Genomic DNA, 22,858 nt, shown 5'->3' with positions numbered 1-22,858 from the left:
ACCCAGGCAAGTTACGGTAAATATCTGAAAAGTTCGCAAGAATTGAATCAGTCAAAGTGATAGACGTCCTCTTCTTTATAGAAGTCGATGAGCCGGCGGCCCACCGAACTGATAAGCGACTCATCCGAACCATCCAGGATGCGTGACGTGCGCGCTATTCTGTAGATACCGGAAAGCGGGGTAAGATCGCTGATGCCTTCGGCACCATACAGTTGTACCGCGGAGTCCGAGGTGATGCACAAAGCCTGGGATGCCGCCATTTTGGCGACGTTGATCTCGATATCGCTTGGGCGCTGGGCATCGACACCCCTTGCGGCTGCGCGGATGAGTGCGCGCGCGCTTGCAATAGCCTGATATGCCTTGGCAATATGCTGGCGTACCAGCTGCTTCTCTGGCAGACGGGCGGATCTTCCGCGGCCGGAATTAATTCGGGCGCCCATCAAATCGAAACATCGCTGCGCCAATCCCACCCAATTCATTGAGCGAAGCAGACGGCCGATTCCCAGTCGCCGGCCCATCAGATCCATACCGCTGCCGCGGGCACCCAACAGATTATGCGCCGGGACCCGTACCTCGCTAAAAGATATCTCGCCCTGACCCAGGGCGCGGCCCATCACGGTAATTTGACGTTCAACCTTGAATCCAGGTGCATCCGTCGGGACGATAATCATGGAAAGGGCCTTGCCGGGTGCTGTGTTTTCTTCGGCCGTGCGCGCTAGGACAGTGACAAAAGTCGCCCGATCCGTATTGCCGACAAACCATTTCCTGCCGTTGATAATCCAGCCGCCGTTTGACAGATATGCAGATGTCGTTATCAGGGCGGGAAATGACCCACCATGTTCCGGCTCCGTCATGCCGTAGCTTGGAACAGATTTTCCAACCACCATGGGTTGTAGGAAGTCCCGGCGGATTTCATCGGTGCCAAATCTCAGCAGCATATGCGCGTCAAGTGCGGAGTGGCTGCCAAGGATTGCGGGGGAAAATTCCGAGCGCCCCTCCTGTTCAGCAACGATCAGGTAGTCTTCCAGAGAAGCTATTTTTCCACCGTGGGAGGGTGGATAAAATAAACCCCATAGTCCCGTACTCCGGGCTTTTTCGGCCAATTCCGATTGCAGGTGGAATGATGAGTTTCCATCTTGAGCCAGCTGCGATTCGTGGGGAATGATGATTTCATCGACAAACTTTCTCACTTCGTTCGCAAGAGCTCTGGCCAGCTTCGTGTGCGCTGATTTCTCGCGTATTTCTGGCATCAGTGCGCCCATTGAGCAAGATCGGGTTCAGTCGCGCGCTGGACAAATTCGATTTCCGCGGTCAACTGTTTCTTATCGATTTTTCCCGCCGGACTGAGTGGCAGTTGCCGGTAGTAGCGTAAATATTCAGGAAGCTTATTTGTTTCCAGGCCCTGTTCACGCAAGTAGCGGGTGAATTGGGAGAGCGATGGACGCTCGACTTCGTCTCGTAATACCAGGCAGAGACAAACGCGATGTCCCAGGTCGGGATCGGCAACGGGTACACAGGCAGCGCTGACAACAGCTGGATGGGAGGCCGCGATATTCTCGATTTGGGCGGGACTGATATTGACCCCGCCACGAATAATGATGTCTTTTTTACGGCCGGATAGCACCAGATATCCATCACTATCGATAAGGCCGAGGTCTCCGGTATAGACCCAGCCTTCCTCGTCCCGGTATAGCGCATCCAGCTCTGGTGCATTAACATATTGCATAGGGCTTATCGGGCCTCTGGCGGTAATTTCACCAATGCAACCTTGCGGCACCTCCTGTTTCTGATCATCGACTATCCGGATGGAACAGACGTCCGGATTAGGCCGGCCCGCTTTACGAAAAATAGTTTCCAGATCGTCATCGAGGGTGGTGTGGCAGTTAACACCGTCCGCGGATCCGTATAAGCTGATAAAACCACATCCGAATGCGTCGGTACATCGGCGGATTGAGGCCTCATCGATTTTCGCGCCGCCACTGATAATGGCAATCAGACTGGAGGTATCGATCTTGGATAATTCCGGGTCCGCGGCGATGCGTTGAAACATGGTGGGGACGCCAAAGATATAGGCCGGCTTCAGCTCCGCGATAGTTCGAATGGCAGCCGCGACATCGAATTGCGGCAGAACGATAACCGATCCGCCGAGCCAGGATAAAATACCGAATGTTGCGGTTGAACCAAATGCCGTGCCAAGCGGCATTAAGTAAAACCCCCTGAAAGTGCTTCCATCAGGATGTATTCGTTGCAGAAAACGCCCCCGTCCGCCAGCCAGCGCGTTGTGGGAATAGGCAACCCATTTCGGTTCGGATTCGGTCCCGGATGAAATCAGGAGGCGAACGGGGGACTCGGGAGAAACTTCCGGTAATTGACTCAATTCAATTGGCTCGGCTTGAAACAGGTCGTCCATTGTGTGCCAGCCGTTGCGGCTTATTCCATCAACAACGAGAATACGGAGTGACAACAAAGTCGGCCGTATCGATTCAATCATTTCGCATAGATTGGCCCCGGCGTATTCCTGCTCGACAACAATTAAACGCGCATCACACCGTCTCAGCAAAGACTGGGTATCAAGGCGCCCGCGCCCTGGGGGAAAAGGCGCCACGATTGCGCCCAGCGCGGCCGCCGCGAGATCGATTGCACAGCTATGCCAGCTGTTGGGGAGCTGGTACGCGACAACGTCTCCGGAAACAACTCCCAGCGCTTTGAGACTGCCAGCCAGGCGATGGATCTTGTCCAACAGCTCTATGTAAGTGATGGTTTGATCAAGGGATATAACCGCCGGACTGTCGGGGTGCCGCCGCACATGCTCGCAAAATAATTCATATACGGATTTACCAGGGTAAATTCCATTTTGGGCCCACTGTTGGCGAATTTCAGCGGGAACCCTATCTATGACGCCCGAATGATTCATTTGAAACTCCAGGGAGAATTAACTCTTGTATAAGGGCCGGGACTCAGGCCAGGTTGCAGATGTGCTGTGGTCTGCAAGTCAGCGAGGTCTTCAATAACAACGGCTGAAGGTATGCGTGCCTGTTCAAAGATATCGGCCCACTCATACGCCGTTCTTGACAGGAATATGTCGCTCAGGCATTGCTCAAGATCATCTTGGACATCGATGGCGACTTCCAGCACTTCGGTCAATCGCACCAGCGCCCCCACGTCACAGCACTCGATCGCAATTTTCCCCTGCTTGGTGTCATAGACATTGTCGATAACGCTTTTAGGGAGGGCGCCGGGGCCCGGCAAACTGTATAAGTTCTGAAAATCATCCGCACACAAAAGTGTTGACGCGCTCATCAGCGATGAGGTGACTTTCCCGCCCGCACTATTCATGCATCGATTGAGCAGTGCAAGTGTGATCCCCTGTGCCGCGACGACGCCCCCAAGTACATCAAGTACCGTAAATAATGATCCGCCAAGCGTGCCGGAAGCCTCGGCGATTCTTTTGGCGACGCCGGAGTAGGCTTGGGTCATGAAATCCGTGCCGGGCATCGGGCTTGAAGGGGAATGGGCGGCGCTGTCAGTGGCCCAACCGGCGGCGTAGGCATAAATCATGGAAGGGTTGATCGTAGCCAAGTCATCATGGTCAAGATTTAACAGCACCGCTTTACCGGGTGCCCAGTTATGCAGAAATACGTCGGCATGACGTGCCAATTCCTTGATTTCCGCTTGCCCGGCGGGAGATTTGATATCCACTTCCCGGACGGTTTTAAGCCGGTTGAGCGCATCGAATCGTGCGGAGCAGCCCTCGGCCATCGGTGGCATACCCCGCAGCGGATCCCCACCCGGAGGTTCTATCCTGATAACCGTTGCTCCCAGAAGCGCGAGCAGGTGTCCCGCAAGAGGGCCTTGAATCCGCCGGCAGGATTCGATGATGGTAAGTCCGCTTAGCGGCAGGTCATTGGTGACATGAGTTGACGCCCTGTCGTTGGGGCTAGCCTCGAAAACGAATTCCCATGGACCCTGAAGCCATACGTGTTTGCTGTCGTCGTCTTTGGCCCGGTCGTCGATTGAGCGCACCGGGCAAATAGCCATGCCGGCACGAATGCATATTTGTGAAATATGGGAGTAAGAAAGTTTCGATATTGCGCTAGCTAGTTCCTCAGGCAGGGGGGATATAGCTTTGGCATATCGATGCAAAAAAGCCATCCATCCCCTGCCGGCTACGGTCGAACTCACGCCGATCTCGGTCCAGAATCTTTGCCACGGTCCGGCATCAAGTGTTTCGAGTTCAAAGATGACGCCATCCGATGAAACAAAGGGAAGACAAGCCGGCCGCGAAATACGGTCTGGCAATAGTGTTTCGGGAGACTCTGAGGCGGTAGCTCCCGCTATATACTGTCCCACACTCAACAGGGCTGCGGATGCCATCGAAACACTGCTGTTGGATACCGAAAGGCCCCGTAGTTGACCGATCGAGGCAGCCGCTCCCCCTTGGAGCGCCAATGCGGCCGTCAAGGTTGAGACGTAATTCAATCCCAGGGGGCGGGATCTGCCGCTGGCGCGTCCATGCACCGACATGAGTCCGCATGCCGCCTGCATGATATTTTCAGTCACAGAAGCCTGCCGGGAGGTGTCATCCCATCTCGTCACGCCGCACATGATGGGGGTGGTATGAGGAGTCTTGAATTCGAACGAAAGTGCGGCATTGTCCGCCGAATTCGCATTGGGCATGATTTTCATGCCCAATGCGGTAGACTGGTAAATCAGCGAAGATGCAATGGCGGCAAAATCAGGCGGCGAGTTTTTTAATGCCCCCGTCATCATACAGCCGGTTAATATACGATTCATGCTCATATTTTTAACGTATGGAAATGATTCAAGCCTAAATCCAGTGATCGCTCATTCGTAACTCTAATTATCGGATTTAGGTCAAATCCGCTTATCCTCCCGCAACGGCAGGCAGAATGGTTAACGAGTCGCCGTCTCTCAGGCTTGTTGAGAGACCGTTGACGAAACGGATGTCATCATCATTCACGTATATATTGATGAAACGGTGCGCTTTTCCGTCGGTGATCAGCTTTTCCTTGACACCGGGATACTGTCGTTCCATCTGCTCAATGGCTTCAAGAACATTGAATCCGGCAATTTCAATACGTTTATGATTGTTGGTGAGCGGCCGGAGTATGGTTGGGATATTTACGGTGATCGGCATATTTGTTCCTTTGGAAATTTATTTTTAAGAGAAACCAGAAGTCGTGGATAAGATAAAGCTCGCGATGGAATCTGGGTTTCTTAAGCCACCATTGCCAACTCCCACTCTGTTTTATATGATTCCAGCATTCTTACCCGTTCTTCGGTTACCATCCCGTCCGCGATGCGGAAACTGCGAATCTCTTCTCCATGTCTGGCATCCGTGGGAATAATGACGTAATGAGAGCGGGGCTCGGTCGCGTACTTGACGTCGGTACGGCTCGGATAGGCTTGCGTACCGGTGTGCGAGTGGTAGATGACGACCGGCTCTTCACCTCGCGCCTCCATCGTTCTCCAGACCTGCAACTGCTGTTGCGGGTCGAACTCAAAAAATGTCTCTGAGCAGGCTACATTCCGCATTGGGATCAGACGTAACGGAAGATTGGATCCTTCGGGGCCGGCGATGACACCACAGGTTTCGATGGGATGATCTTTGCGTGCTTGAGCAACCATTGCCTCAACAAGCTTAGCGTGTATGGTCAGCATAATTTTTTCGACTCCTGACGATATGTTGATAAAGATGAAAAGAATTCTCTGCCCTGCCAAAAAAAGCATTGTTAAAAATCCGGTGAATGTAGGGTAGCCGGGGAATGTGCCGTGTAAAGCAAGACCGCGGTGGAAAAGTAGACGTCTACGATGAAAAAATGGAAACGGTAATATTGCTTTCGCATTTCGACTAATAACGCGGTAAAGAGCGATCAACGTCTCTAATCCACGCCAAAATTCCGCCATCCAGACTTTTAACGTTCGTAAATCCTTGCTTTCGCATCTCAAAGAGAACATCTTTGGAGCGGGCACCCATTTTGCAATGAAGCACGATGAAATCCTCTTTATTGAATTGGGATAAGATGTCCTCGGACATTATTTTATTTTTGGGGATATGGTTGGCGCCTTCGATATGAACAATGTTCCATTCCTCGATTCCACGCACATCGATCAGTCGCAAATTCGTCCCGCTTTCCCGCATTTCTTTTAGCTCCAATGCGCTGATTACCGGAGCATCCGTTTTATGATCGATTGCCGCCGGCCTTTGTCCGCAAAATTCCTGATAATCGATCAATCCGGTTACAGGCGTTCTCATGGGTGACCGCCGTATCGGAATAAATCGATATGTCATATCCAGCGCATCGTAGACAGCAAGCCGGCCAAGCAGGGTTTCACCTAGACCGGTGATCAATTTAATAGCCTCCGTTGCCATGATTGCGCCGATCGAAGCACAGAGAATGCCTAATACCCCGCCTTCCGCGCATGAGGGTGCCATTTCGGATGGCGGCGGTTCGGGGTATAGATCACGATAGTTCAAACCGCCTCCACCCGGCGCATCTTCCCAAAAGACGGAAGCCTGCCCTTCGAAACGGAAGATGGATCCCCAGACATAAGGCTTTCCGGCAAGTACACAGGCATCGTTGACAAGATAACGCGTGGAGAAATTATCGGTTCCATCCACAATCAGGTCATAACCCGAGATTATTTCTACGGCATTGGCTGCCTCAAGGCGTTCATTATGAAGCTGTACCTGAACATAGGGATTTAACTCGTTGACAGAGTCTTTCGCGCTCTTGGATTTGAATCTGCCAATATCCGATTGTCCGTGAATGATTTGTCTTTGCAGATTGGATTCATCGACAATATCGAAGTCGATGATTCCCAAAGTCCCCACCCCGGCTGCCGCGAGATACAAGAGCACTGGGGATCCCAGACCCCCGGCGCCTATCACCAGGACTCTACTGTTCTTGAGGCGCTGTTGCCCTTCCAGGCCCACGTCGGGAATCAACAGATGACGGCTGTAGCGCGAAATTTCATCGTTAGTCAGGTCTTCAGAAGGGTGTACTAGGGGTGGTAGCTGCATCAAAAACCTCCATGTTTAAAACAAAATTCGTCATCAATATTTATCGGCTTCAACAGAGATCCGTTACTTGCATCTGGCTTTGCCATGCTCTCGTATTCAGAAGCTTGCCGATAAGCCAATTTGACCCCAGCGTCCCGGCATGGGATACCCTGGGCGATAGGCATAGTTGGCATCCAAAAGATTTTCCATGGCCACGAAAATTTCGCCTCGTTTGCCCAGCATCGGTACTCGGTGAGAGACACGTGCATTCATGATCACAAATGAATCAACTTCCTCGGTATTGATGGCTCCCGCCGCGCGTGGACGGCTCAGCGCCAAAATACTTGATTGATACTGCGTATCGACTGTCAGGCGGATGGGTCCCATCTGCCCATTTATACCCGCTGTGACAGCCCGTTTCGGTGTATAGGGTAAATTGTCGATGCTGGGGTCAAGCAAGGTCAGGCCGCCAAATACTGTCCAATTAGGAGTAATATTTTGTCTGATCGCAATTTCGGCACCCCGCATCACATAGGTACCCAGGTTCACAAATTGGGGAGGGGGCGGAACATTGGGCGGAAAACCAAAGATGTAGCGGTTTTTTACCTGATCGATAAACACACTGATATCGATCTGCGTTGATTCCACGGGGGTCAGCTTCACTCCGACCTCGGCGTGATTGAGCTCTTCCGCGGAAAGTTGCTTCCAGCTTTGTCCCAACGGAGGGATCAGGGAGGAGAGGACCGGAGCTTCCAGCCCCGGATAGTTGATGCCGCGCGACACATTGCCAAATACCGTAATTCTCTCGGATATCAGAGACAGGCCGGCGTGTGGCGAGGTTCTGGTTCGAAATTCGCTGTGGTCGTATACGCGCATACCGGCTGCCGGCACGAGTGCCCAGCCTTGGCCTAGATCGATCGTCTGGCTCAGTGCAATGTAGGGTGACGTAACGCGAAAAGTCGGCGAATTAAAGCTGCCCTGCGGCGCTGGCGCCACGCGATTGAATCGCGAATCACCCGACACCCAGTCACTGTCCAGTCCGGCAACAATAGCACCCCCTCTCCACAGGGAAAACTCTTCTTTCCAGCGAACGCCGGTCATCTGGAAATTATTGAACTGATTCCCTTCCAATCCCGATTGGTGCAGCCAGTTGCCTTCCCCCCTGTTGTGGTAAACACGAAGGCTGCCACGCCAGTTGCCGTGATGATGCGATGCAAAAACGGAGACCATTCCCGCCTGGGTATAATATTGCGGCGCCACAGCGGGTGCCGGGAGACGATTGTCCCCAGGGTCGCGCGCCAGGTTGTTGACGTAAAGAAAGCTTGTGCCAATCGACCAGTTGGCATTCAGCCGCAAGCCAATGCGTCCCATTACATTATTCAGTTCGCCGCTTGCGTTGGGCCGATGACCATTCGACTGGGCGTGGCCTTGTGCCAGCATGAAATCTACGTTACCCCGGCGGCCGACCACGTCCACTTGTTCGATAAAGGTGCTAAAGTAGCCCCCGGATATTCTTCCGTTGGCTTGCACACCGTCTTCGGTTGCGCGCTTGGTTTCCAGATTGATCGAGGCGAAGTTGTTGCCATTGATTTGCGGCTGCGGACTTTTATAGACAGTGATGGACTGCATGCCATTGACTGGCAACAAGTCGAGCAATGGGTGATTCCACACCCCCATGTAAAATGGAACGCCATCAATGTAAGTCTTGATTTCGCTGCCCGGACGGCTTACGCCCATTCCGCGAATATAGACAGCGCCGCCCTGATCGCCACCAAAGCCGCCAACAGGGTTGTAGCGCGATATTTGCACCCCGGGGGTGCGGCGCAGCGCCGAGGCTAGATCGAATGCGTTCTGATCGCGCAATTGACTTTCGGTGACCACTGCGGATGTGCTCGAAAACGGGTCGACGCGAACTTGATCAATAATCGGATTGGCCGTCACGACAACCGGAGAGAGCTTGGTACCCTGAGATGGAGTTGTACTCTGTGCCATTGAAAACCCTGAAAAAATCATTGTTACGGCGGTGGATGTTGCGGTTACTAGGATTCTTTTTCTTTTCATTTTTCTTATTCTCATTTGAATTGCCGGTGCCGGCGAAGACAAAACCAGAGCGTGCCAGTGTCATATATTTTTATGCAAGCCTTATGACAAGTACTCAGAATGTTATTACAAACGCTCATATGCCTGCTGGTGGAAAATATAAGCCAAATCGTTGAAATTAGGAATGTGGCATATTGTCACATGCGGCAAGTTGTCGCATGTGTCATATTGCCGCACCTGTTTAATAATAATAGCTATGTGGATTGAAGCTTAGGAAGTCCTTGGATAAGCCCTTCGTGGAGTGCGCGTTTGACAGCTGAGCCGGGAAAGCCGGTAACGAATTCAAGGGCTCGCTAAATGGGGTAGGGTAAAAAAATAGTAAAACCGATATATGATAAATGGATAAATGGCGGAATTTTTGAGCAACCCGTATCAGAACGGCATCTGTATCTATAGAATGTCCTTATGAACCTCATTAAGCTTTCCTTTCGGATGCTTCGCCGTGATTGGCGTGCGGGCGAATTGCGCGTACTGGCTTTTGCGCTGGTAATCGCCGTGGGCGGCATGACCACGGTGGGGTTTTTCGCCGACCGGGTGCAATTGGCGCTTTCCCGCCAGGGCAATCAGCTGCTTGGCGCGGATCTGATAATTTTTGCCGACCATCCCCTGTCGCCGCATTATGCGGCTGAAGCGAGCCGGCACGGACTGACTGTTTCCACCGCGATTAAGTTTCCCAGCATGGCCGCGAAGGGGGAGACCAGTCTGTTGACCGAGATCAAGGCGGTTACCGCTGGTTATCCCCTGCGAGGCGAGCTGCGCATCAGCGAGGATTTTAGCGATGGATCATCCCCCCGGCCTACGCATATCGCCAATGCAATTCCCGCACCCGGATCGGCGTGGGTGGATGAAAAACTCATGATTCGTCTTGGGCTCAATCGGGGCGATACGATTGAGCTGGGCGCGGCGCACTTTACTGTTACCGCACTGATAACGCAGGAGCCGGACTACTCGATTGGTTTCATAAATTTGCGGCCGCGTGTATTGATCAACAAGGTTGATCTGCCCGCGACCGGCTTGGTGCAGCAGGGGAGCCGGGTTGGCTATCGTCTTCTGGTTTCGGGGGAAGACAGTGTGGTGGAAAATTTCCGGAGATGGGCTCAATCGCATTTGACGCTGGGAGAAAGAATTGAAGGCATCCGCGATGCTCGCCCTGAGATCAAATCGGCGTTGGAGCGGGCAGAAAAATTTCTCAGTCTGGCCGCTCTCGCAAGCGTGGTACTGGCGGCGGCGGCAGCGGCGCTTGCGGTGCGCCGTTTCACGCAGCGCCATCTCGACGGTTGCGCCGTGATGCGTTGTCTGGGCGCCAGCCAGGCAGCGATGCTACGCCTTTACCTGGGGCATTTCGCCGCACTGGGCCTGATCGCCAGCGGGGCCGGTTGCCTGCTCGGTTTTTTCGCGCAAGAAGCGCTGGCTTTCTGGCTCTCCGGGCTGGTGAAGGCGGAATTGCCTTATCCCAGCGTGTGGCCTGGCGTGCATGGATTGCTGACCGGCATGGTGTTATTGCTCGGCTTTGCGCTGCCGCCCTTGCTCAATTTGCGTAGCGTGCCCGCATTGCGCGTATTGCGCCGGGATATCGGGATGCCGAATACGGGCAGCCTGACGGGCTACGCTCTGGGACTGATAGCGCTGGCGATATTATTTATGTGGAAGGCGGGTGACGTGCGTCTGGGTGCTTCTGTCATGGGCGGATTTGCCGCGGCGATAGCGGTTTTTGGTTCGCTGGGATTTCTGCTGGTTAAAGCCTTGGCACATATGCGCGGTCAGGCGGGGGGTGCGTTGCGCTATGGATTGGCGAGTATCCGGCGGCGCGCCACCGCTAGCGTGGTGCAGGCGGTGGCGCTGGGATTGGGCCTGATGGCGCTGCTGGCGCTGACATTGATCCGGGATGATTTGCTGCAAAACTGGCGCACGAGTTTGCCTCCGGACGCACCCGATCATTTTCTGGTGAATATTCAGGACGATCAACTGGAGCCGCTGGCGGCATTCTTTGACCAGCACGGCCTCAAGCGGCCACCGGTTTTTCCAATGGTTCGCGGGCGCCTGACAGCAGTCAACGGCAAGACCGTGACCGCTGGAGAATATACCGACATCCGCGCAAGACGGCTGGTTGAGCGCGAGTTCAATCTTTCCTGGGCGGAGGAAATGCAGAGCGATAACCAGATTATCGAGGGCCGCTGGTGGAAAAATGAGGATAAGGGAAAAGCGATGATGTCCCTGGAGGAAAGTATCGCAAAAACGATAGGTGTCGGTCTTGGTGACACGCTGACTTACGACGTTGCGGGGAGCACCTTTTCCGCCACGATCACCAGTCTGAGGAAGGTGGACTGGGATACGTTTCACGTTAATTTCTTCGTGGTTACACCCCCGGGCGTGCTGGAAAAATATCCGGCCACCTACATTACCAGTTTTCACCTGCCGCTGGAGCGTATGGAAGTCACCAACAAACTGATCAAAGCCTTTCCCAATCTGCTGGTGATCGATGTGGCGACTATCATCAGCCAAGTCCACAAAGTAATTGAACAGGTGACCAAAGCGGTCGAATTTGTTTTCCTGTTCACGCTGTTGGCGGGATTGGCAGTGCTGTATGCCGCGATCGCTTCCACCCAGGATGAACGCATTCACGAGGCTGCCATATTTCGCACGTTGGGGGCCAAGCGCGGTCAATTGGCGCGCGCCTGGGCTGCGGAATTTGCCTTACTCGGCGGACTGGCCGGTCTTTTCGCCGCGGCGGGAGCCAGTGCGCTGGGCTATGTCATCGGTGAATATACGTTGAATCTGACCTACACCTTCAACCCGTGGATATGGCTTACCGGCTTGCTTTCGGGAACGATAGGCGTCACCGTGGCGGGGCTGATGGGGACCCGCTCCGCGCTTTCAACTCCACCACTCATGACGTTACGGAGAATTTGATGAAGTATCGCAGGAATTTACTGCCTGCATTTTGATCGGGTGGATTGCTGAATGGTTCGGCGCATTGCACATCTTGATATGGATGCCTTCTACGCGTCGGTCGAGTTGTTGCGCTACCCTGAATTGCGCGGGGTCCCTGTCGTGATCGGCGGACAGAGCGATCGGCAACCGGCGCTTCTCAAGGACGGCAGCCGGCATTTCGCACGGCTGCGGGATTATGCGGGACGAGGAGTGGTGACCACGGCTACTTATGAGGCCCGCGTTTTCGGTGTCTTCTCCGGCATGGGTCTGATGAAAGCCGCGCCGCTGGCACCGGATGCGATCTTGCTGCCCGCGGACTTCCATGCCTATCGCCATTATTCACGGCTGTTCAAAACCGCCGTGGCCACTATCGCCCCCCGGATCGAAGATCATGGCATTGATGAGATCTACCTCGATTTGAGCGATCTGCCCGGCGACACCATGACGCTCGCCCAACGCATCAAACAGGCGGTATATGAAGCCACAGGACTCTCTTGTTCCATCGGCGTGACACCCAACAAGCTGCTATCGAAAATCTGTTCGGATCTCGAAAAACCCGATGGGCTCACCATACTAGGCCTGGCGGATATTCCAAGCCGGATCTGGCCTCTACCCGTCAAGAAAATTAACGGCATCGGCCCCAAGGCGACTGACAAGCTCGCAGCGCTTGGCATCACTACCATCGCCGAACTGGCGGGTGCCGAGCCCTCCTTTCTGCAGATGCACTTCAGCCACGCCTATGCTCGCTGGCTGCACGAGGTTTCCCACGGCATCGACGAACGCCCGGTCATCACGCATGCCGAACCTAAGTCGATCAGCCGGGAGACAACTTTCGAACGGGATCTCCATGCCCGCCGGGATCGCTCCCTACTCTCGGAAATCTTCACGGCGCTATGCACCGATGTGGCAGACGATCTCCAGCGCAAGGGTTACCTCGGACGCACCATCGGCATCAAATTGCGGTATGCCGATTTTCGCACCATAACCCGCGACCTCACGCTATCCCTTCCTACCGCCGACCCCATTACCATTCGCCGGGCAGCTGAAGAATGTCTGCGGCGCGTACCGCTGAATCGGAAGCTGCGGTTGCTGGGTGTGCGGGCCAGCGCGCTGTCTTCCGCGAAGGTTGCACAGCAGAGTGCCCGCATATCCCGTCAAAGGGAACTCCCGCTGACTGTGCAACAACCTATCGAGCAATAGAACGTGGCTGGTCACTCAAGGTTGCCGGTCTTTACGCAACCAGCGGAAAAAGAATACATAAATAAAGGCAGGAACGAACGGAAGTATCCACGGAAACATCTGTGCAAGCCATGCGGCATAAAAATTGTTCATGTAGCGAGCCTTGGCTGAAGCGCAGGCTTCCGCGGCAGGCAGACGGCAGGCCACCTCGATCTCCAGGGATACCTGGGCATGGGCCCGCCACAGCCAGTATGCCATTGATGCCGCAAAAATAATCAGAAGTAGCGTAAACAGCGTTATGCTGCCTTTTTGTCGCAATATCGGTTGCATTTCTTTCCGCTCCCGGGAGGGGTGGCTTGATTTTGAATAACGGAAGGTTCAACGGCCTTGCCCGAGCCAAGCGGCAAACGGATGGGAAATCCGGTGGAGCGTTCTGAGGAGCCCAATTCCTCACCCCGTCGCATGATGTACTCCGGGTGAAATGTTGTCAAGTGACGGGAGCAGCGGAAATCAGGTCTCCTTCATGACAAGCTTTCGTTTTGCATGAGTTCACACGCGCTTTCTGCGGCTCAGCGCATATCGATCGTGACGTACATGCCAAAATGACCTTGTAATAGTCGGCATAAAGAATTCAGGCGTTACGAAAGCGCGTTCGTTTGACGAACAAAATGGCCAGGAGTGGGAGCGCAAAACCGATGGCGGTCACGGTTATCAGGAGTAAGCCCAGTTCGCTGTAATCGGCAGGTACCGTGATTTCACCGGTGGCGGGGTCCTTTACCTCGCGGGCGACCACAAAGATTTGATTGATGTATTTGGTTGCGAGCTGCGAAGCGGATAGGGCAAGGTTGGTAAATGAGGCCATTACCGCAAAGAAGGTTGCCTTGAGCTTTTCAGGCGCCGAGTTGGCGATCCACGCCAGCATCGGGATCATGGCGATCTGACCGAGGGGCGACTCCAGCGCGGTATCGATAACAGCGATAAACCGGGCATCCACGACGCCGCCGGTAAGGGAAGCAGTCCATTCATGCAAGCCGAAATACATGCCGATTATCGGTAATGACAGGAAAGTCCCGGCAATGGTGAGGGCGCCTATGATATAGGCCATCGAGCGCTCAGCCATGAAACGGCGGAAAATGAACATTCCGGCGAGCGTCAGCGTTGCGCCGATGAGCGACAATGCAGCAAGAAACTGCTGATCGAAACCCAAGTCGTCGATCATCCACCATGTCGAACCCGCGCCCGGTCCCGGCATGGCGCGGAATACAAATATCAAGACTGCGGTGCCTACCAGTACATTGCGCGCCTGGGGCTCGAGTTCTCCAGTTAGCCGCCACATCAGAAATAGCACAATCGCCATGGAAACGCAGAAGACGATTTCTTCCCCGCCAGGGATGCGGTTGAGACCCACGCTGAGGGAAACCGCGGTAAAGGCCAATCCACCGCCGAGGATCCACCAGTTGACCGGAGGCGGTTCGGTATATGTGCCAAGAAGCGCTTCGCATTCCTCACGGCTGTGCCCTTGTGCCGCAAATCGCGCCATATCGCGCCGCCGCAGCCAGGTAGCGAACAAGACCCCAAAAACGGAAACCAGCGGGATTATCAGGGCAAGCTGATAGACGAACAGATAAGTGGCCGCCTTATCCGCCTCGGGCAGTTCACCTACGCCGTGCAGCAGGAAGACATTCATCAACGAAACCAGGACACCGCCGCTGATAATGGCGACACGCCCCAGGGTCTGCATAGTGACATGCATGGACTTTCGATCATCCAGTGTCAAGGGCTGTCCGTATGCATCCACGCGCGGCACGGCTTCGACCGTCATGGCATCCGCAACCACGTCCTGCAGCACATAGCCCACGGGTGCGAGCAATGCCGCGCTGACGTACCAGGCTTCCACCGTGGCGATGGCGCGCATTGCGTCCGTGTGGCCAAGCAGCCCGATCATGATCAGCAGGCTCAGCGTGATAAGACTTGCCCCCAGATATACGAGCAGCCCCTTCCAGCGCCATACCAGATCCACCAGATGGCCGAGCGGCATTTTCAGCGCCCACGGCAGCATCATCCAGAACCCGAGTGCCGCCAGAAACTCGGCTGAAAGACCCAGCCGTTCCTTGACATAAAATGTACCCACGATTCCTGTCAGGCCGGAAATACCGGCGGCGGCATAGACCATGAGCGGCGGCAGGTACGACAAACGCATTTCCCGTCCCAATGCGAAAATATTGGCATCGAGCCAGCGGCCCACGGCAGCAACAAATCCGATGGAAGGGGGTGCGGTCGTCATAGAATGGTTTTTTTTGAGTGCTATCCGGATATGGCGTGCTAATTTATGGGCATGGCCTTGCCATTGCATGCTTTGCTTTTGATCTTAGTGGATTCGCCGGAAAATTTGCCGGGTAAGACCCACCGATTCGCCTGCGGGTCTACGACTCAGACAATATACTCCCTGAGACGGTTCCAGTAGGCGGTCGCCACGTATTCATTGGCGCAGGTAAGTGTTGTTATCGCCATTACCCCATACACGGTGCTGCGGGGCGCTTTCACATTGACGGCGGGGTTGAGTAAGTCGGGAGCCACCGCGACGCGTCTCAATGTCTCTCCGGCCAACAAAATCGGCCACATACAGGCCAATCGCTGGCGTGTCTCGGATCGGGGAATGGCCAGGGTGTACCGCCAGCCCTCATCCAGATGTTCCAGGGCAAGCCGGATGAGCCGATTCAAGGCGGGCCGGAATTTCGGCAGATTGTCTTCATTCAGCAGATCAGCGGGCTTTAATCCAGCTTCCTGCAGGAGCGGCACTGGCACATAGCAGCGGCCATTATGCAGGTCGCGGGCGATGTCCTTCACAATATTGGTAAGTTGCAATCCTTTTCCGAATCTCACACCCATGGCGGACATCTTCGTGACATCCCATCGCGCCATCACCGAGCTATGCGCACAGACCATTCTGGTCCAGAATTCCCCGACACAACCCGCGACATAGTAAGTGTACTGATCCAGCTCGTCCAGCGTGGATAATGCAGTAAGTTGCCCGGCCGACTCACCGGGAAACCGGGTCAGATCCATTTCCATCCCGTTGGGCAGCACCTCCATCAGCCATTGGATGCGCGCCCGATCCCCGGCGGAGTATGTTTCATACAATTTCAAACAATCCTCCAGCCGCTGGAGAAGAATGCTTTCCGCAGAGTCTTTCTGGTGGGGAACCAGTGCGGTCTGAATCTCCCGAATGGCCCGCCAATCAATTTCAATAACTCCAAATTGCGCGCGAAACTGATTGAGGTATTTCAGACGTTGCGTACGGTCGATAAGATCCGTATCGGCAATGGTATCGGCGGCGCGCGCAAACAGATACGACAGTCCCATCTGATCGCGCACCCCTGCCGGCAGCACATTAAGCGTGAGATAAAATGACCGGGAGACCTGCTTGAGAATATCATGCAGAAGCTCGTGTGTGGCGGATTCGGTGCTCAAGGATAGGAATTCCAGAAATGCTCGATCAATCAGGGCCGAACATTACATGGTGCCGAACATGAACGTCAAGATATTGCGTTCTTCAAGCGGATATTCGGGGAGAGAAGCTTCTCATTCCGGACGGATGGCATTAACGAAGCCACAATAAAAACGATAATTTGGAGCCCAAGTAAAATCAGGGCAGATTCATCGTTTATGCTGCGTGCTTAGGATGGATGGGGCGTAGCATAGCCTGTCGAAAGATCCTGCGCAAAATGGTTTGAGCCCGCCTAGGCGGAGCTCAGATTGGATGGGCTGATGGACAACATTTGATCCAGCACGGCGTCAAGGAGAGAGCTTCGCCAGATATGCTTTTGGATCTCGCCATGGATAATTTGTAAACGGATATTCATCTATAAATCAATAGGAGATTGAAAACGAATGGCGAGGATTCTCGGCTATATTGCGTCAAGCCTTGACGGCTTCATTGCGACCGACGACCATAACCTGGATTGGCTCTTCCGATACAACGATATGGATTTGGGAGAGCATGACTACGAGTTGTTTATCAAGCGTATCCGTACGGTTGTTATGGGGCGCGGCACCTACGATTTTATCGCCAACGATCCGGCTCCATGGAGTTATGGAGACCAAAGGGTTTTGGTTGTTACTTCAAGCCCCATCGATCGCCCTAAAGGGGATCTTGAGGTGCGCAGCGACGTCGACGCTCTCATCGCCGAGTTGCGAGTACTGGAAGATGGCGACGTATGGATGCTCGGAGGCGGGCAATTGCAAATGACATTCTTGGAAAAAGGCGCCCTGGATGAGATCGAAATCTACCTCATTCCCGAGTTATTGGGCGGTGGCCGCCCACTGTTTCCCGCTACAGGCCATCGCGATAGTCCAAAGCTGATTAGTGCGCAACCGATGGATAGAGGATGCGTACGTCTTCACTATCGCTTTGACCGTTTCGAGTGAGCCGAAGATTGTTGCAAAACTTCCGGGGACCGTGTGAAAACGATCAGGTAGCGCCCGGCCGATGAAAGCATATCGAGACAGCATTAATCTTGGCACATTCTCTCTCTACGTCTGACCCATAGCGCTATCAGAACCATTCCCGCCAGCATCATCGCGTAGCCTTCCGGTTCCGGTACGGCGGTTATCATTCCAATCCGGCCGTTGATGCTCACCAGATACAGATTACCAAAGCCATCTTCGCCGAATGAAGAAATTTGTCCGGAAATGCCGGTGGGAGACAGCAGTTCGGCGGTTCGGTCGGTGAGTTCCGTAATGCCGGTGCCGGTGAAACGGAAAGACATGACCTGATCGGTAACGAAGTCGGCAAAAAAGTAAGTTCCTTGCAGTCCATCAATCTCCAACCCACGGTATACATAGCCGCCGGTGATTGAAGCACCTAATCCGTTATGATCATATTCGAAGATCGGCGGCGTGTGATTCGGAGGTTGCGCATCGTCCGGAAAATTCAAACGGGTTCCTTCGAATACGCGCCAGCCGTAGTTGGCGCCAGCGCTGCCGATGTTGATTTCTTCCCGGTTGTTCTGCCCGACATCGGCAATATAGAGAGTACCGGTTTCCCGGTCGAAACTGTCGCGGTATGGGTTACGCAATCCGTAAGCATAGATTTCGGCGTTGATTCCGGGGTTGCCATTTGCCAGATTGCCTGCGGGAATCGCATAGCCATATCGTGTGGTGTCGCCGGGGAAACGGTCGGCCGATACGTCGACACGCAGCATTTTACCGAGGTTCTCGGTGAGATTTTGTGCGCGATTCTGCGGATCGTCACGAAATCCGCCGTCTCCGGTCCCAATGTATAGATTGTTTGCCTCACCGGGGCGAAAACCGATCCAGCCCGCTTTGTGGTTGCTGAACTCGGGTTGAGCGATGGTGATCACGGTCTGTGCGCTGGCGGCATCCGCGACATTAGGCTGGGCCGCACTGGCTTGGTAGGTGGCAACCACCGTATCGAGGGTGGTCTTGTTTATATAGTTGACATAGAAGCGCCGATTGTCCACGAAGTTCGGATCGAATGTCATGCCAAGCAGGCCACGCTCACCCGAGGTATCGACCGAGCCGGATAAATCGAGGAACGGAGTTGGCAGCACCGTACCGTTCTGAATAATCTTGATTAACCCGCCCTTCTCGACAACGAACAGACGCGAGTCTCTATTGGGTGCGGTGGCGAATAATGGTTGATCAAAGCCGGTCGCGACAAGCCGGGTCTGTAGCGGGGGAATGGGCGCCGCCCAGGCGGTAGTGGAAATTGTTGCAGCTAATAGCGTGAAAAATGATTTGATCATTATTGTTTCCTTAAGACCAAATTTTATGGACGGGTACCCATTTTCTAGATTAATGCTTAGCCGCATTTCTATGAATAACATTAAATCCTGTACGTTGTTTCCTGTATATAGGACGATCTTCCCATTGCGCTTGATAAAGGAGGTACGCCAGCAAATAAGAAATAAATTGCTATACTGGATTTTTAATAGTCCCTATTACTGGAGGCTACGTGATTTATGAGGTAAGGGGCGATATTCTGTTGAGTCATGCCCAGGTTATTGCCCACGGGGTGGCCCCCGATGATTATTTCAATCAAGGATTGGCCCTGAGCCTGGGTGAGCAATGGCCGGCCATGGTCAAAGATTTTCGGCACTTTTGCCACGCAGCGCAGCCAAAATCCGGTGATGCGTGGGTGTGGTCTGGCGCAATGAGCAAGCGCATTATCAATCTGCTCACTCACGAAGCGCTGCATAGCCAAGGTAGTGGACCGGGGCGTGCCAGAACCGAATATGTCGATCATGCATTACGCGAACTGCGTTATTTGCTGGAATATGACAGATTCGCCAGCCTGGCGTTGCCGCGCCTCGCAACCGGAGCAGGCGGTCTGGATTGGGATGCGGTACGGCCGCTGGTCACGCATCATCTTGGAGAGTTAGGATTGCCTATTTACATCTATACCCATTACGAGAAGGGAATCCAGGCCGTCGAACCCAGGCAGTGATAGCGTTCTCATATCGCTGATATTCGTTTCTTGCTCGATATATCCCGCCTCTTGCCACGCTGATCATTATCGGATTATGGCATTCTCCCAACAGGATGTGCGGCAGGCTGCAGATGCAGCGTCTGCCTGGGCGGACCCGGGAGGAATGGCGTTGGTTTGCCGGCCACCCAGTCCGCATGACCGCTTCCATAGTAGGGCGACAGCGGGTGCCCGCTTTGTCCACCGGCCATTTCGAAATAACCATGCTCTTCATCGCCGGGTGCAACCGCGAAACGCTGCGAAGCGCCAAAATCCGGCGCTTGTACGCGCGGCATATTGACGTCACCAGGTAGCGCGTCTTTTCTCATGTCCAGCCAGTATGCGACAAATTCCGGCAGGATACGGCTAAGCGGATGCCGGATACGCGCGGTGTTGCGCTCCCCCCAGCTGCGTTCGGCGATACCCCCCGGCTGATTTTGCATGCGCTCGGCTACGCGTTTGGCACAGCTGACGAGCAAATCATCCCAGCTGGCATAAGCCGGCGGCAACAGGTGTTGCGGGCGGTGCGCGATCAAGGTCCACACCGCGTATTCGGCCTGATTCAGCTTTGGCAGCACAAAGTCTGGGTGATCGCGCCGGATGGCGGCAGCAAAGCCGCTGAGGACACTATGGGTGACTTCCTGGCGGAATGCCCGCACCGCCCGGTAAGCCACCGATGCCGTCGAAGCATGTCCATTCCAATCAAGGAGTGCCTGCTGCATTTCGGTGTGCCAGGGTGCGGCTTCCAATGGATTCAGGGTGAGTTCAAGAAGCTTTTTCCAGCGTACGAGGAATAGCGCGCGATCGTCGAGCTGGATCGCCAGCATGCCGGCAGGCGAGAAACGCTCCTGTTCGCGCATGCTGTCGCGGATTTGCTTTGCACGCGCGCCAAGGTCGTAGCCGCCGTCGCCGAGTCTATCAAGCAACGGGCCATCGACGGTACGTGCATTGGCGGTCCACAGGCGCTGCTCCGGTGGATCGACAATCAGTGGATACTGCGCGGGCATAAGCCAGCCGTTCCACCCCATGTCCGGCTTGCTCCAGTCGGCTGGAAGCGTCGGGTCATAACCATTCGTACGTGCGGGGATGCGGCCTGCGATGGTCCAGCCAATTTTACCTTGCCGGTCGCCGACGACAAAGTTTTGAGCCGGAATGCCCGCATTTTGCGCAATTGCGATGGCTTCATCAACGGATTCAGCCTGATCCAGCAAGGTGAGTTCCATATTTACCGCGCCAGACCGGTGTGCGGCCCAGGCCAGTGCCAGCGGCGTGCCATCATGGTCGGCAGCCAGGATAGGACCCCACTCCGTCTCATGCACCTCCTGCGTTTCATCAGGCGCACCGCGCACATGCAGGATTTCGCGGTGAATAGTGACGGGTCGCCATCCAGTCGAGCTGAGATAACGCGAGGCATCCGCCGGATGATGGATAACACGAACCCAATCCGCGAGATCACCATAACTGTTGGTAAAGCTCCAGGCAATCTTACGATTTGAGCCGACGGCAATGGCCGGTGTACCGGGCAGACTGGCACCGCTGATGTCGTTCATGAGTCCAGTGCGGCGCGAGTTCGGATAGATCAGGCGCGCGCGGAACCAGATACTCGGTACACGAAGATCCAGGTGCATGTCATTGGCGATCAGTGCGGCGCCAGCAGCCAGCGAACCAGCAACGGCGAAGCTGTTACTGCCAGGCAGGTTGTCGCTGTGCTCATCGGTGCTGCGCATCAGGCCGGGATCGAGCTTATGCAGATCCAGCTCTTCAGCGGAGGGAAGCCGTGGCCAATCAAGTGCCGTGCCAATGAGTGGCGCGTCCCAAGCACCGCCCCCGGCGGTGAGAAATCGATAGGCGGCTTCAGGGAGAGCCGCGCGCATGGTGGAGAAGGCAAGCTCGCGGCGATTGCCGCCATCATTCAGCATGAAATACATTGCCTTGACGACCAATATACTATCCTCGCTGCGCCATGGGAGCGGGCGCGTACGCGTCAGCAGATATGGAAATGGCCGCACCGTAAGAGCGTCCAGACCCTCATTCACCCCATCGCGATACGCATCGAGCAACTCGCGCTGTGTGGCTGGCAGCTCTTCCAGTATCGCCGATGCGCGGGCACGCATGCGATGCATCCGTACTTTGAGGTCGGTTGGCAAGGCGGCGGGACCGAATAATTCCGCCAGTTCCCCGGCTGCCTTGCGCCGCATCAGATCCATCTCGAAAAAACGTTCCTGCGCATGGATGAAACCGAGTATCCGAACCAGATCATGACGATCTTGTGCGCGCAAGGTCACGCTGCCAAGCGCATCCCGCTCGACCGTCACGGGTGCGGCCAGTCCCGCCATGTTCACGGTTCCCTCGTATTGAGGCAGGCTGCTCCGTAGGGCCAGCCAGGCAGCAGCCATCAACAGCAACGCCAGTATAAGCAATCCAGACAGGAGCCGGTAGATCGGGCGTAGCGCGGCGGTCATAGAGGAAGCGTAGAAGTTGAAAACGGTTGTGCCGGCGCCGGTTTAGCTTAGTACATCCGGTTTCCGGGCGCCATGCTCGCGACCAGCCAAGCATTCATACCGATAAGCAGGTTCAGGAAGATTCCAGTTTTTGCCGGATGAACTCGATACGTTCGCGGTTTACGCCTAAATCGCTGCTTCCCAGGCGCGAGGATGACCGTACTTGAATTACTCCCGCAGCCGGGTCAAAATAGAATTCGGCATCATCCACATACTTCATGATCCGGGTAGTGAATTGTACGTAAAGGTAACCAGGTTCCATTTTAACTATTTGCGCACCATCCATTGTCTTGATGATGCTGGCAATTTGGGACAGCGTGGCGGCACCATCTCCCTTCATCGATAAGGGTGCGATGCTGGCATAAGCACGCTGCGGGTGATCGGGATAGAGTGATGCTTGACTGGAGACACTATTGGGTGTTTTTGAAGGTGGCTTGAGTTTACCTTCACGCACGCCTAGATCAGTGGGCGGCGTGCCTTTCAGGAGCCCAAGCTGGCCAGCGATCACCCCCGTGATAACCACGAGAGCGACAACAATAAGCAACCACTTAATAATCACCATTAATATCGAGATCCTGCCGTAAACTGACCGCCCGCATTACGCGTTGACCTGTTGTTCATGGGGTCGTGCAAGGA

Annotated in this window: 17 protein-coding genes; 4 read left to right on the top strand and 13 right to left on the bottom strand. The window is 54.6% G+C overall.

Going from position 1 to position 22,858, the window contains the following annotated elements; translation table 11 throughout:
- Nucleotides 1-47 precede the first annotated feature (47 nt).
- From SQ11_RS02930 to SQ11_RS02900, 7 genes are all read right to left on the bottom strand, one after another.
- Nucleotides 48-1,250 carry an acyl-CoA dehydrogenase family protein gene (locus SQ11_RS02930; RefSeq protein WP_052493973.1) on the bottom strand — a complete coding sequence of 401 codons (1,203 nt, stop codon included), beginning with the start codon at nt 1,248-1,250 and terminating at the stop codon, nt 48-50.
- On the bottom strand, nt 1,250-2,914 hold the full coding sequence (locus SQ11_RS02925; RefSeq protein WP_041512647.1) for a class I adenylate-forming enzyme family protein: 1,665 nt from the start codon (nt 2,912-2,914) through the stop codon (nt 1,250-1,252). The genes SQ11_RS02930 and SQ11_RS02925 overlap by 1 nt, the downstream gene beginning before the upstream one ends.
- Nucleotides 2,911-4,794 carry a CoA transferase gene (locus SQ11_RS02920; protein WP_156972392.1) on the bottom strand — a complete coding sequence of 628 codons (1,884 nt, stop codon included), beginning with the start codon at nt 4,792-4,794 and terminating at the stop codon, nt 2,911-2,913. Before SQ11_RS02920 ends, SQ11_RS02925 begins: the two co-directional genes overlap by 4 nt.
- 91 nt (nt 4,795-4,885) lie before the next feature.
- On the bottom strand, nt 4,886-5,158 hold the full coding sequence (locus tag SQ11_RS02915; protein ID WP_041512645.1) for a MoaD family protein: 273 nt from the start codon (nt 5,156-5,158) through the stop codon (nt 4,886-4,888).
- Nucleotides 5,159-5,238: 80 nt separating this feature from the next.
- Entirely contained in the window at nt 5,239-5,682 is a 444-nt protein-coding gene (locus SQ11_RS02910) for a Mov34/MPN/PAD-1 family protein (RefSeq protein WP_041512861.1), read from the bottom strand.
- A 190-nt stretch (nt 5,683-5,872) separates the two neighbouring features.
- Nucleotides 5,873-7,045, bottom strand: coding sequence for a molybdopterin-synthase adenylyltransferase MoeB (gene moeB / locus SQ11_RS02905; RefSeq protein WP_041512644.1), 1,173 nt, complete (start codon nt 7,043-7,045; stop codon nt 5,873-5,875).
- A gap of 96 nt (nt 7,046-7,141) precedes the next feature.
- On the bottom strand, nt 7,142-9,016 hold the full coding sequence (locus SQ11_RS02900; protein WP_052493972.1) for a TonB-dependent receptor: 1,875 nt from the start codon (nt 9,014-9,016) through the stop codon (nt 7,142-7,144).
- A gap of 513 nt (nt 9,017-9,529) precedes the next feature.
- Here SQ11_RS02900 and SQ11_RS02895 point away from each other — a divergent pair.
- Both SQ11_RS02895 and dinB read left to right on the top strand, forming a co-directional pair.
- Complete coding sequence (locus SQ11_RS02895; protein ID WP_041512643.1) at nt 9,530-12,034, top strand: ABC transporter permease; 2,505 nt, start codon at nt 9,530-9,532, stop codon at nt 12,032-12,034.
- Nucleotides 12,035-12,085: 51 nt separating this feature from the next.
- Entirely contained in the window at nt 12,086-13,255 is a 1,170-nt protein-coding gene (gene dinB, locus SQ11_RS02890) for a DNA polymerase IV (protein ID WP_041512642.1), read from the top strand.
- Nucleotides 13,256-13,270: 15 nt separating this feature from the next.
- Here the strand turns inward: dinB and SQ11_RS02885 are convergent, their stop codons facing one another.
- From SQ11_RS02885 to SQ11_RS02875, 3 genes are all read right to left on the bottom strand, one after another.
- Entirely contained in the window at nt 13,271-13,564 is a 294-nt protein-coding gene (locus SQ11_RS02885) for a hypothetical protein (RefSeq protein WP_041512641.1), read from the bottom strand.
- A gap of 301 nt (nt 13,565-13,865) precedes the next feature.
- Nucleotides 13,866-15,518 carry a membrane protein gene (locus tag SQ11_RS02880; protein WP_041512859.1) on the bottom strand — a complete coding sequence of 551 codons (1,653 nt, stop codon included), beginning with the start codon at nt 15,516-15,518 and terminating at the stop codon, nt 13,866-13,868.
- Nucleotides 15,519-15,664: 146 nt separating this feature from the next.
- Nucleotides 15,665-16,705 (bottom strand): phytoene/squalene synthase family protein, encoded by a 1,041-nt coding sequence (locus SQ11_RS02875; protein WP_041512640.1) that lies wholly within the window; start codon nt 16,703-16,705, stop codon nt 15,665-15,667.
- A gap of 420 nt (nt 16,706-17,125) precedes the next feature.
- On the opposite strand from SQ11_RS02875, the gene SQ11_RS02870 reads away from it, so the two are divergent.
- On the top strand, nt 17,126-17,662 hold the full coding sequence (locus SQ11_RS02870; RefSeq protein ID WP_041512639.1) for a dihydrofolate reductase family protein: 537 nt from the start codon (nt 17,126-17,128) through the stop codon (nt 17,660-17,662).
- Between the two features lie 83 nt (nt 17,663-17,745).
- Here the strand turns inward: SQ11_RS02870 and SQ11_RS02865 are convergent, their stop codons facing one another.
- Nucleotides 17,746-19,002, bottom strand: a complete 1,257-nt coding sequence (locus tag SQ11_RS02865) for a sorbosone dehydrogenase family protein (RefSeq protein WP_052493946.1) — start codon at nt 19,000-19,002, stop codon at nt 17,746-17,748.
- A gap of 209 nt (nt 19,003-19,211) precedes the next feature.
- Here SQ11_RS02865 and SQ11_RS02860 point away from each other — a divergent pair, with 209 nt between their 5' ends.
- On the top strand, nt 19,212-19,703 hold the full coding sequence (locus SQ11_RS02860) for a macro domain-containing protein (RefSeq protein ID WP_041512638.1): 492 nt from the start codon (nt 19,212-19,214) through the stop codon (nt 19,701-19,703).
- Between the two features lie 74 nt (nt 19,704-19,777).
- On the opposite strand, the gene SQ11_RS02855 is transcribed toward SQ11_RS02860, so the two are convergent.
- Nucleotides 19,778-22,183 carry a penicillin acylase family protein gene (locus SQ11_RS02855; RefSeq protein WP_041512637.1) on the bottom strand — a complete coding sequence of 802 codons (2,406 nt, stop codon included), beginning with the start codon at nt 22,181-22,183 and terminating at the stop codon, nt 19,778-19,780.
- Nucleotides 22,184-22,295: 112 nt separating this feature from the next.
- Complete coding sequence (locus SQ11_RS02850; protein WP_041512636.1) at nt 22,296-22,784, bottom strand: DUF1499 domain-containing protein; 489 nt, start codon at nt 22,782-22,784, stop codon at nt 22,296-22,298.
- Nucleotides 22,785-22,858: the final 74 nt, after the last annotated feature.

Source organism: Nitrosospira sp. NpAV, from assembly GCF_000832065.1.
Lineage (GTDB): Bacteria > Pseudomonadota > Gammaproteobacteria > Burkholderiales > Nitrosomonadaceae > Nitrosospira.
This window is presented reverse-complemented; position numbering and strand designations above follow the sequence as displayed.

Excerpts from the sequence above, each read along its gene's own strand:
- dinB (WP_041512642.1), top strand. The coding sequence starts at position 12,086 with ATGGTTCGGCGCATTGCACATCTTGATATGGATGCCTTCTACGCGTCG.
- SQ11_RS02920 (WP_156972392.1), bottom strand. The coding sequence starts at position 4,794 with ATGAATCGTATATTAACCGGCTGTATGATGACGGGGGCATTAAAAAAC.
- SQ11_RS02910 (WP_041512861.1), bottom strand. The coding sequence starts at position 5,682 with ATGCTGACCATACACGCTAAGCTTGTTGAGGCAATGGTTGCTCAAGCA.
- SQ11_RS02850 (WP_041512636.1), bottom strand. The coding sequence starts at position 22,784 with ATGGTGATTATTAAGTGGTTGCTTATTGTTGTCGCTCTCGTGGTTATC.
- SQ11_RS02865 (WP_052493946.1), bottom strand. The coding sequence starts at position 19,002 with ATGATCAAATCATTTTTCACGCTATTAGCTGCAACAATTTCCACTACC.
- SQ11_RS02925 (WP_041512647.1), bottom strand. The coding sequence starts at position 2,914 with ATGAATCATTCGGGCGTCATAGATAGGGTTCCCGCTGAAATTCGCCAA.
- SQ11_RS02855 (WP_041512637.1), bottom strand. The coding sequence starts at position 22,183 with ATGACCGCCGCGCTACGCCCGATCTACCGGCTCCTGTCTGGATTGCTT.
- SQ11_RS02930 (WP_052493973.1), bottom strand. The coding sequence starts at position 1,250 with ATGCCAGAAATACGCGAGAAATCAGCGCACACGAAGCTGGCCAGAGCT.
- SQ11_RS02900 (WP_052493972.1), bottom strand. The coding sequence starts at position 9,016 with ATGGCACAGAGTACAACTCCATCTCAGGGTACCAAGCTCTCTCCGGTT.
- SQ11_RS02895 (WP_041512643.1), top strand. The coding sequence starts at position 9,530 with ATGAACCTCATTAAGCTTTCCTTTCGGATGCTTCGCCGTGATTGGCGT.
- SQ11_RS02870 (WP_041512639.1), top strand. The coding sequence starts at position 17,126 with ATGGCGAGGATTCTCGGCTATATTGCGTCAAGCCTTGACGGCTTCATT.
- SQ11_RS02915 (WP_041512645.1), bottom strand. The coding sequence starts at position 5,158 with ATGCCGATCACCGTAAATATCCCAACCATACTCCGGCCGCTCACCAAC.
- moeB (WP_041512644.1), bottom strand. The coding sequence starts at position 7,045 with ATGCAGCTACCACCCCTAGTACACCCTTCTGAAGACCTGACTAACGAT.
- SQ11_RS02885 (WP_041512641.1), bottom strand. The coding sequence starts at position 13,564 with ATGCAACCGATATTGCGACAAAAAGGCAGCATAACGCTGTTTACGCTA.
- SQ11_RS02880 (WP_041512859.1), bottom strand. The coding sequence starts at position 15,518 with ATGACGACCGCACCCCCTTCCATCGGATTTGTTGCTGCCGTGGGCCGC.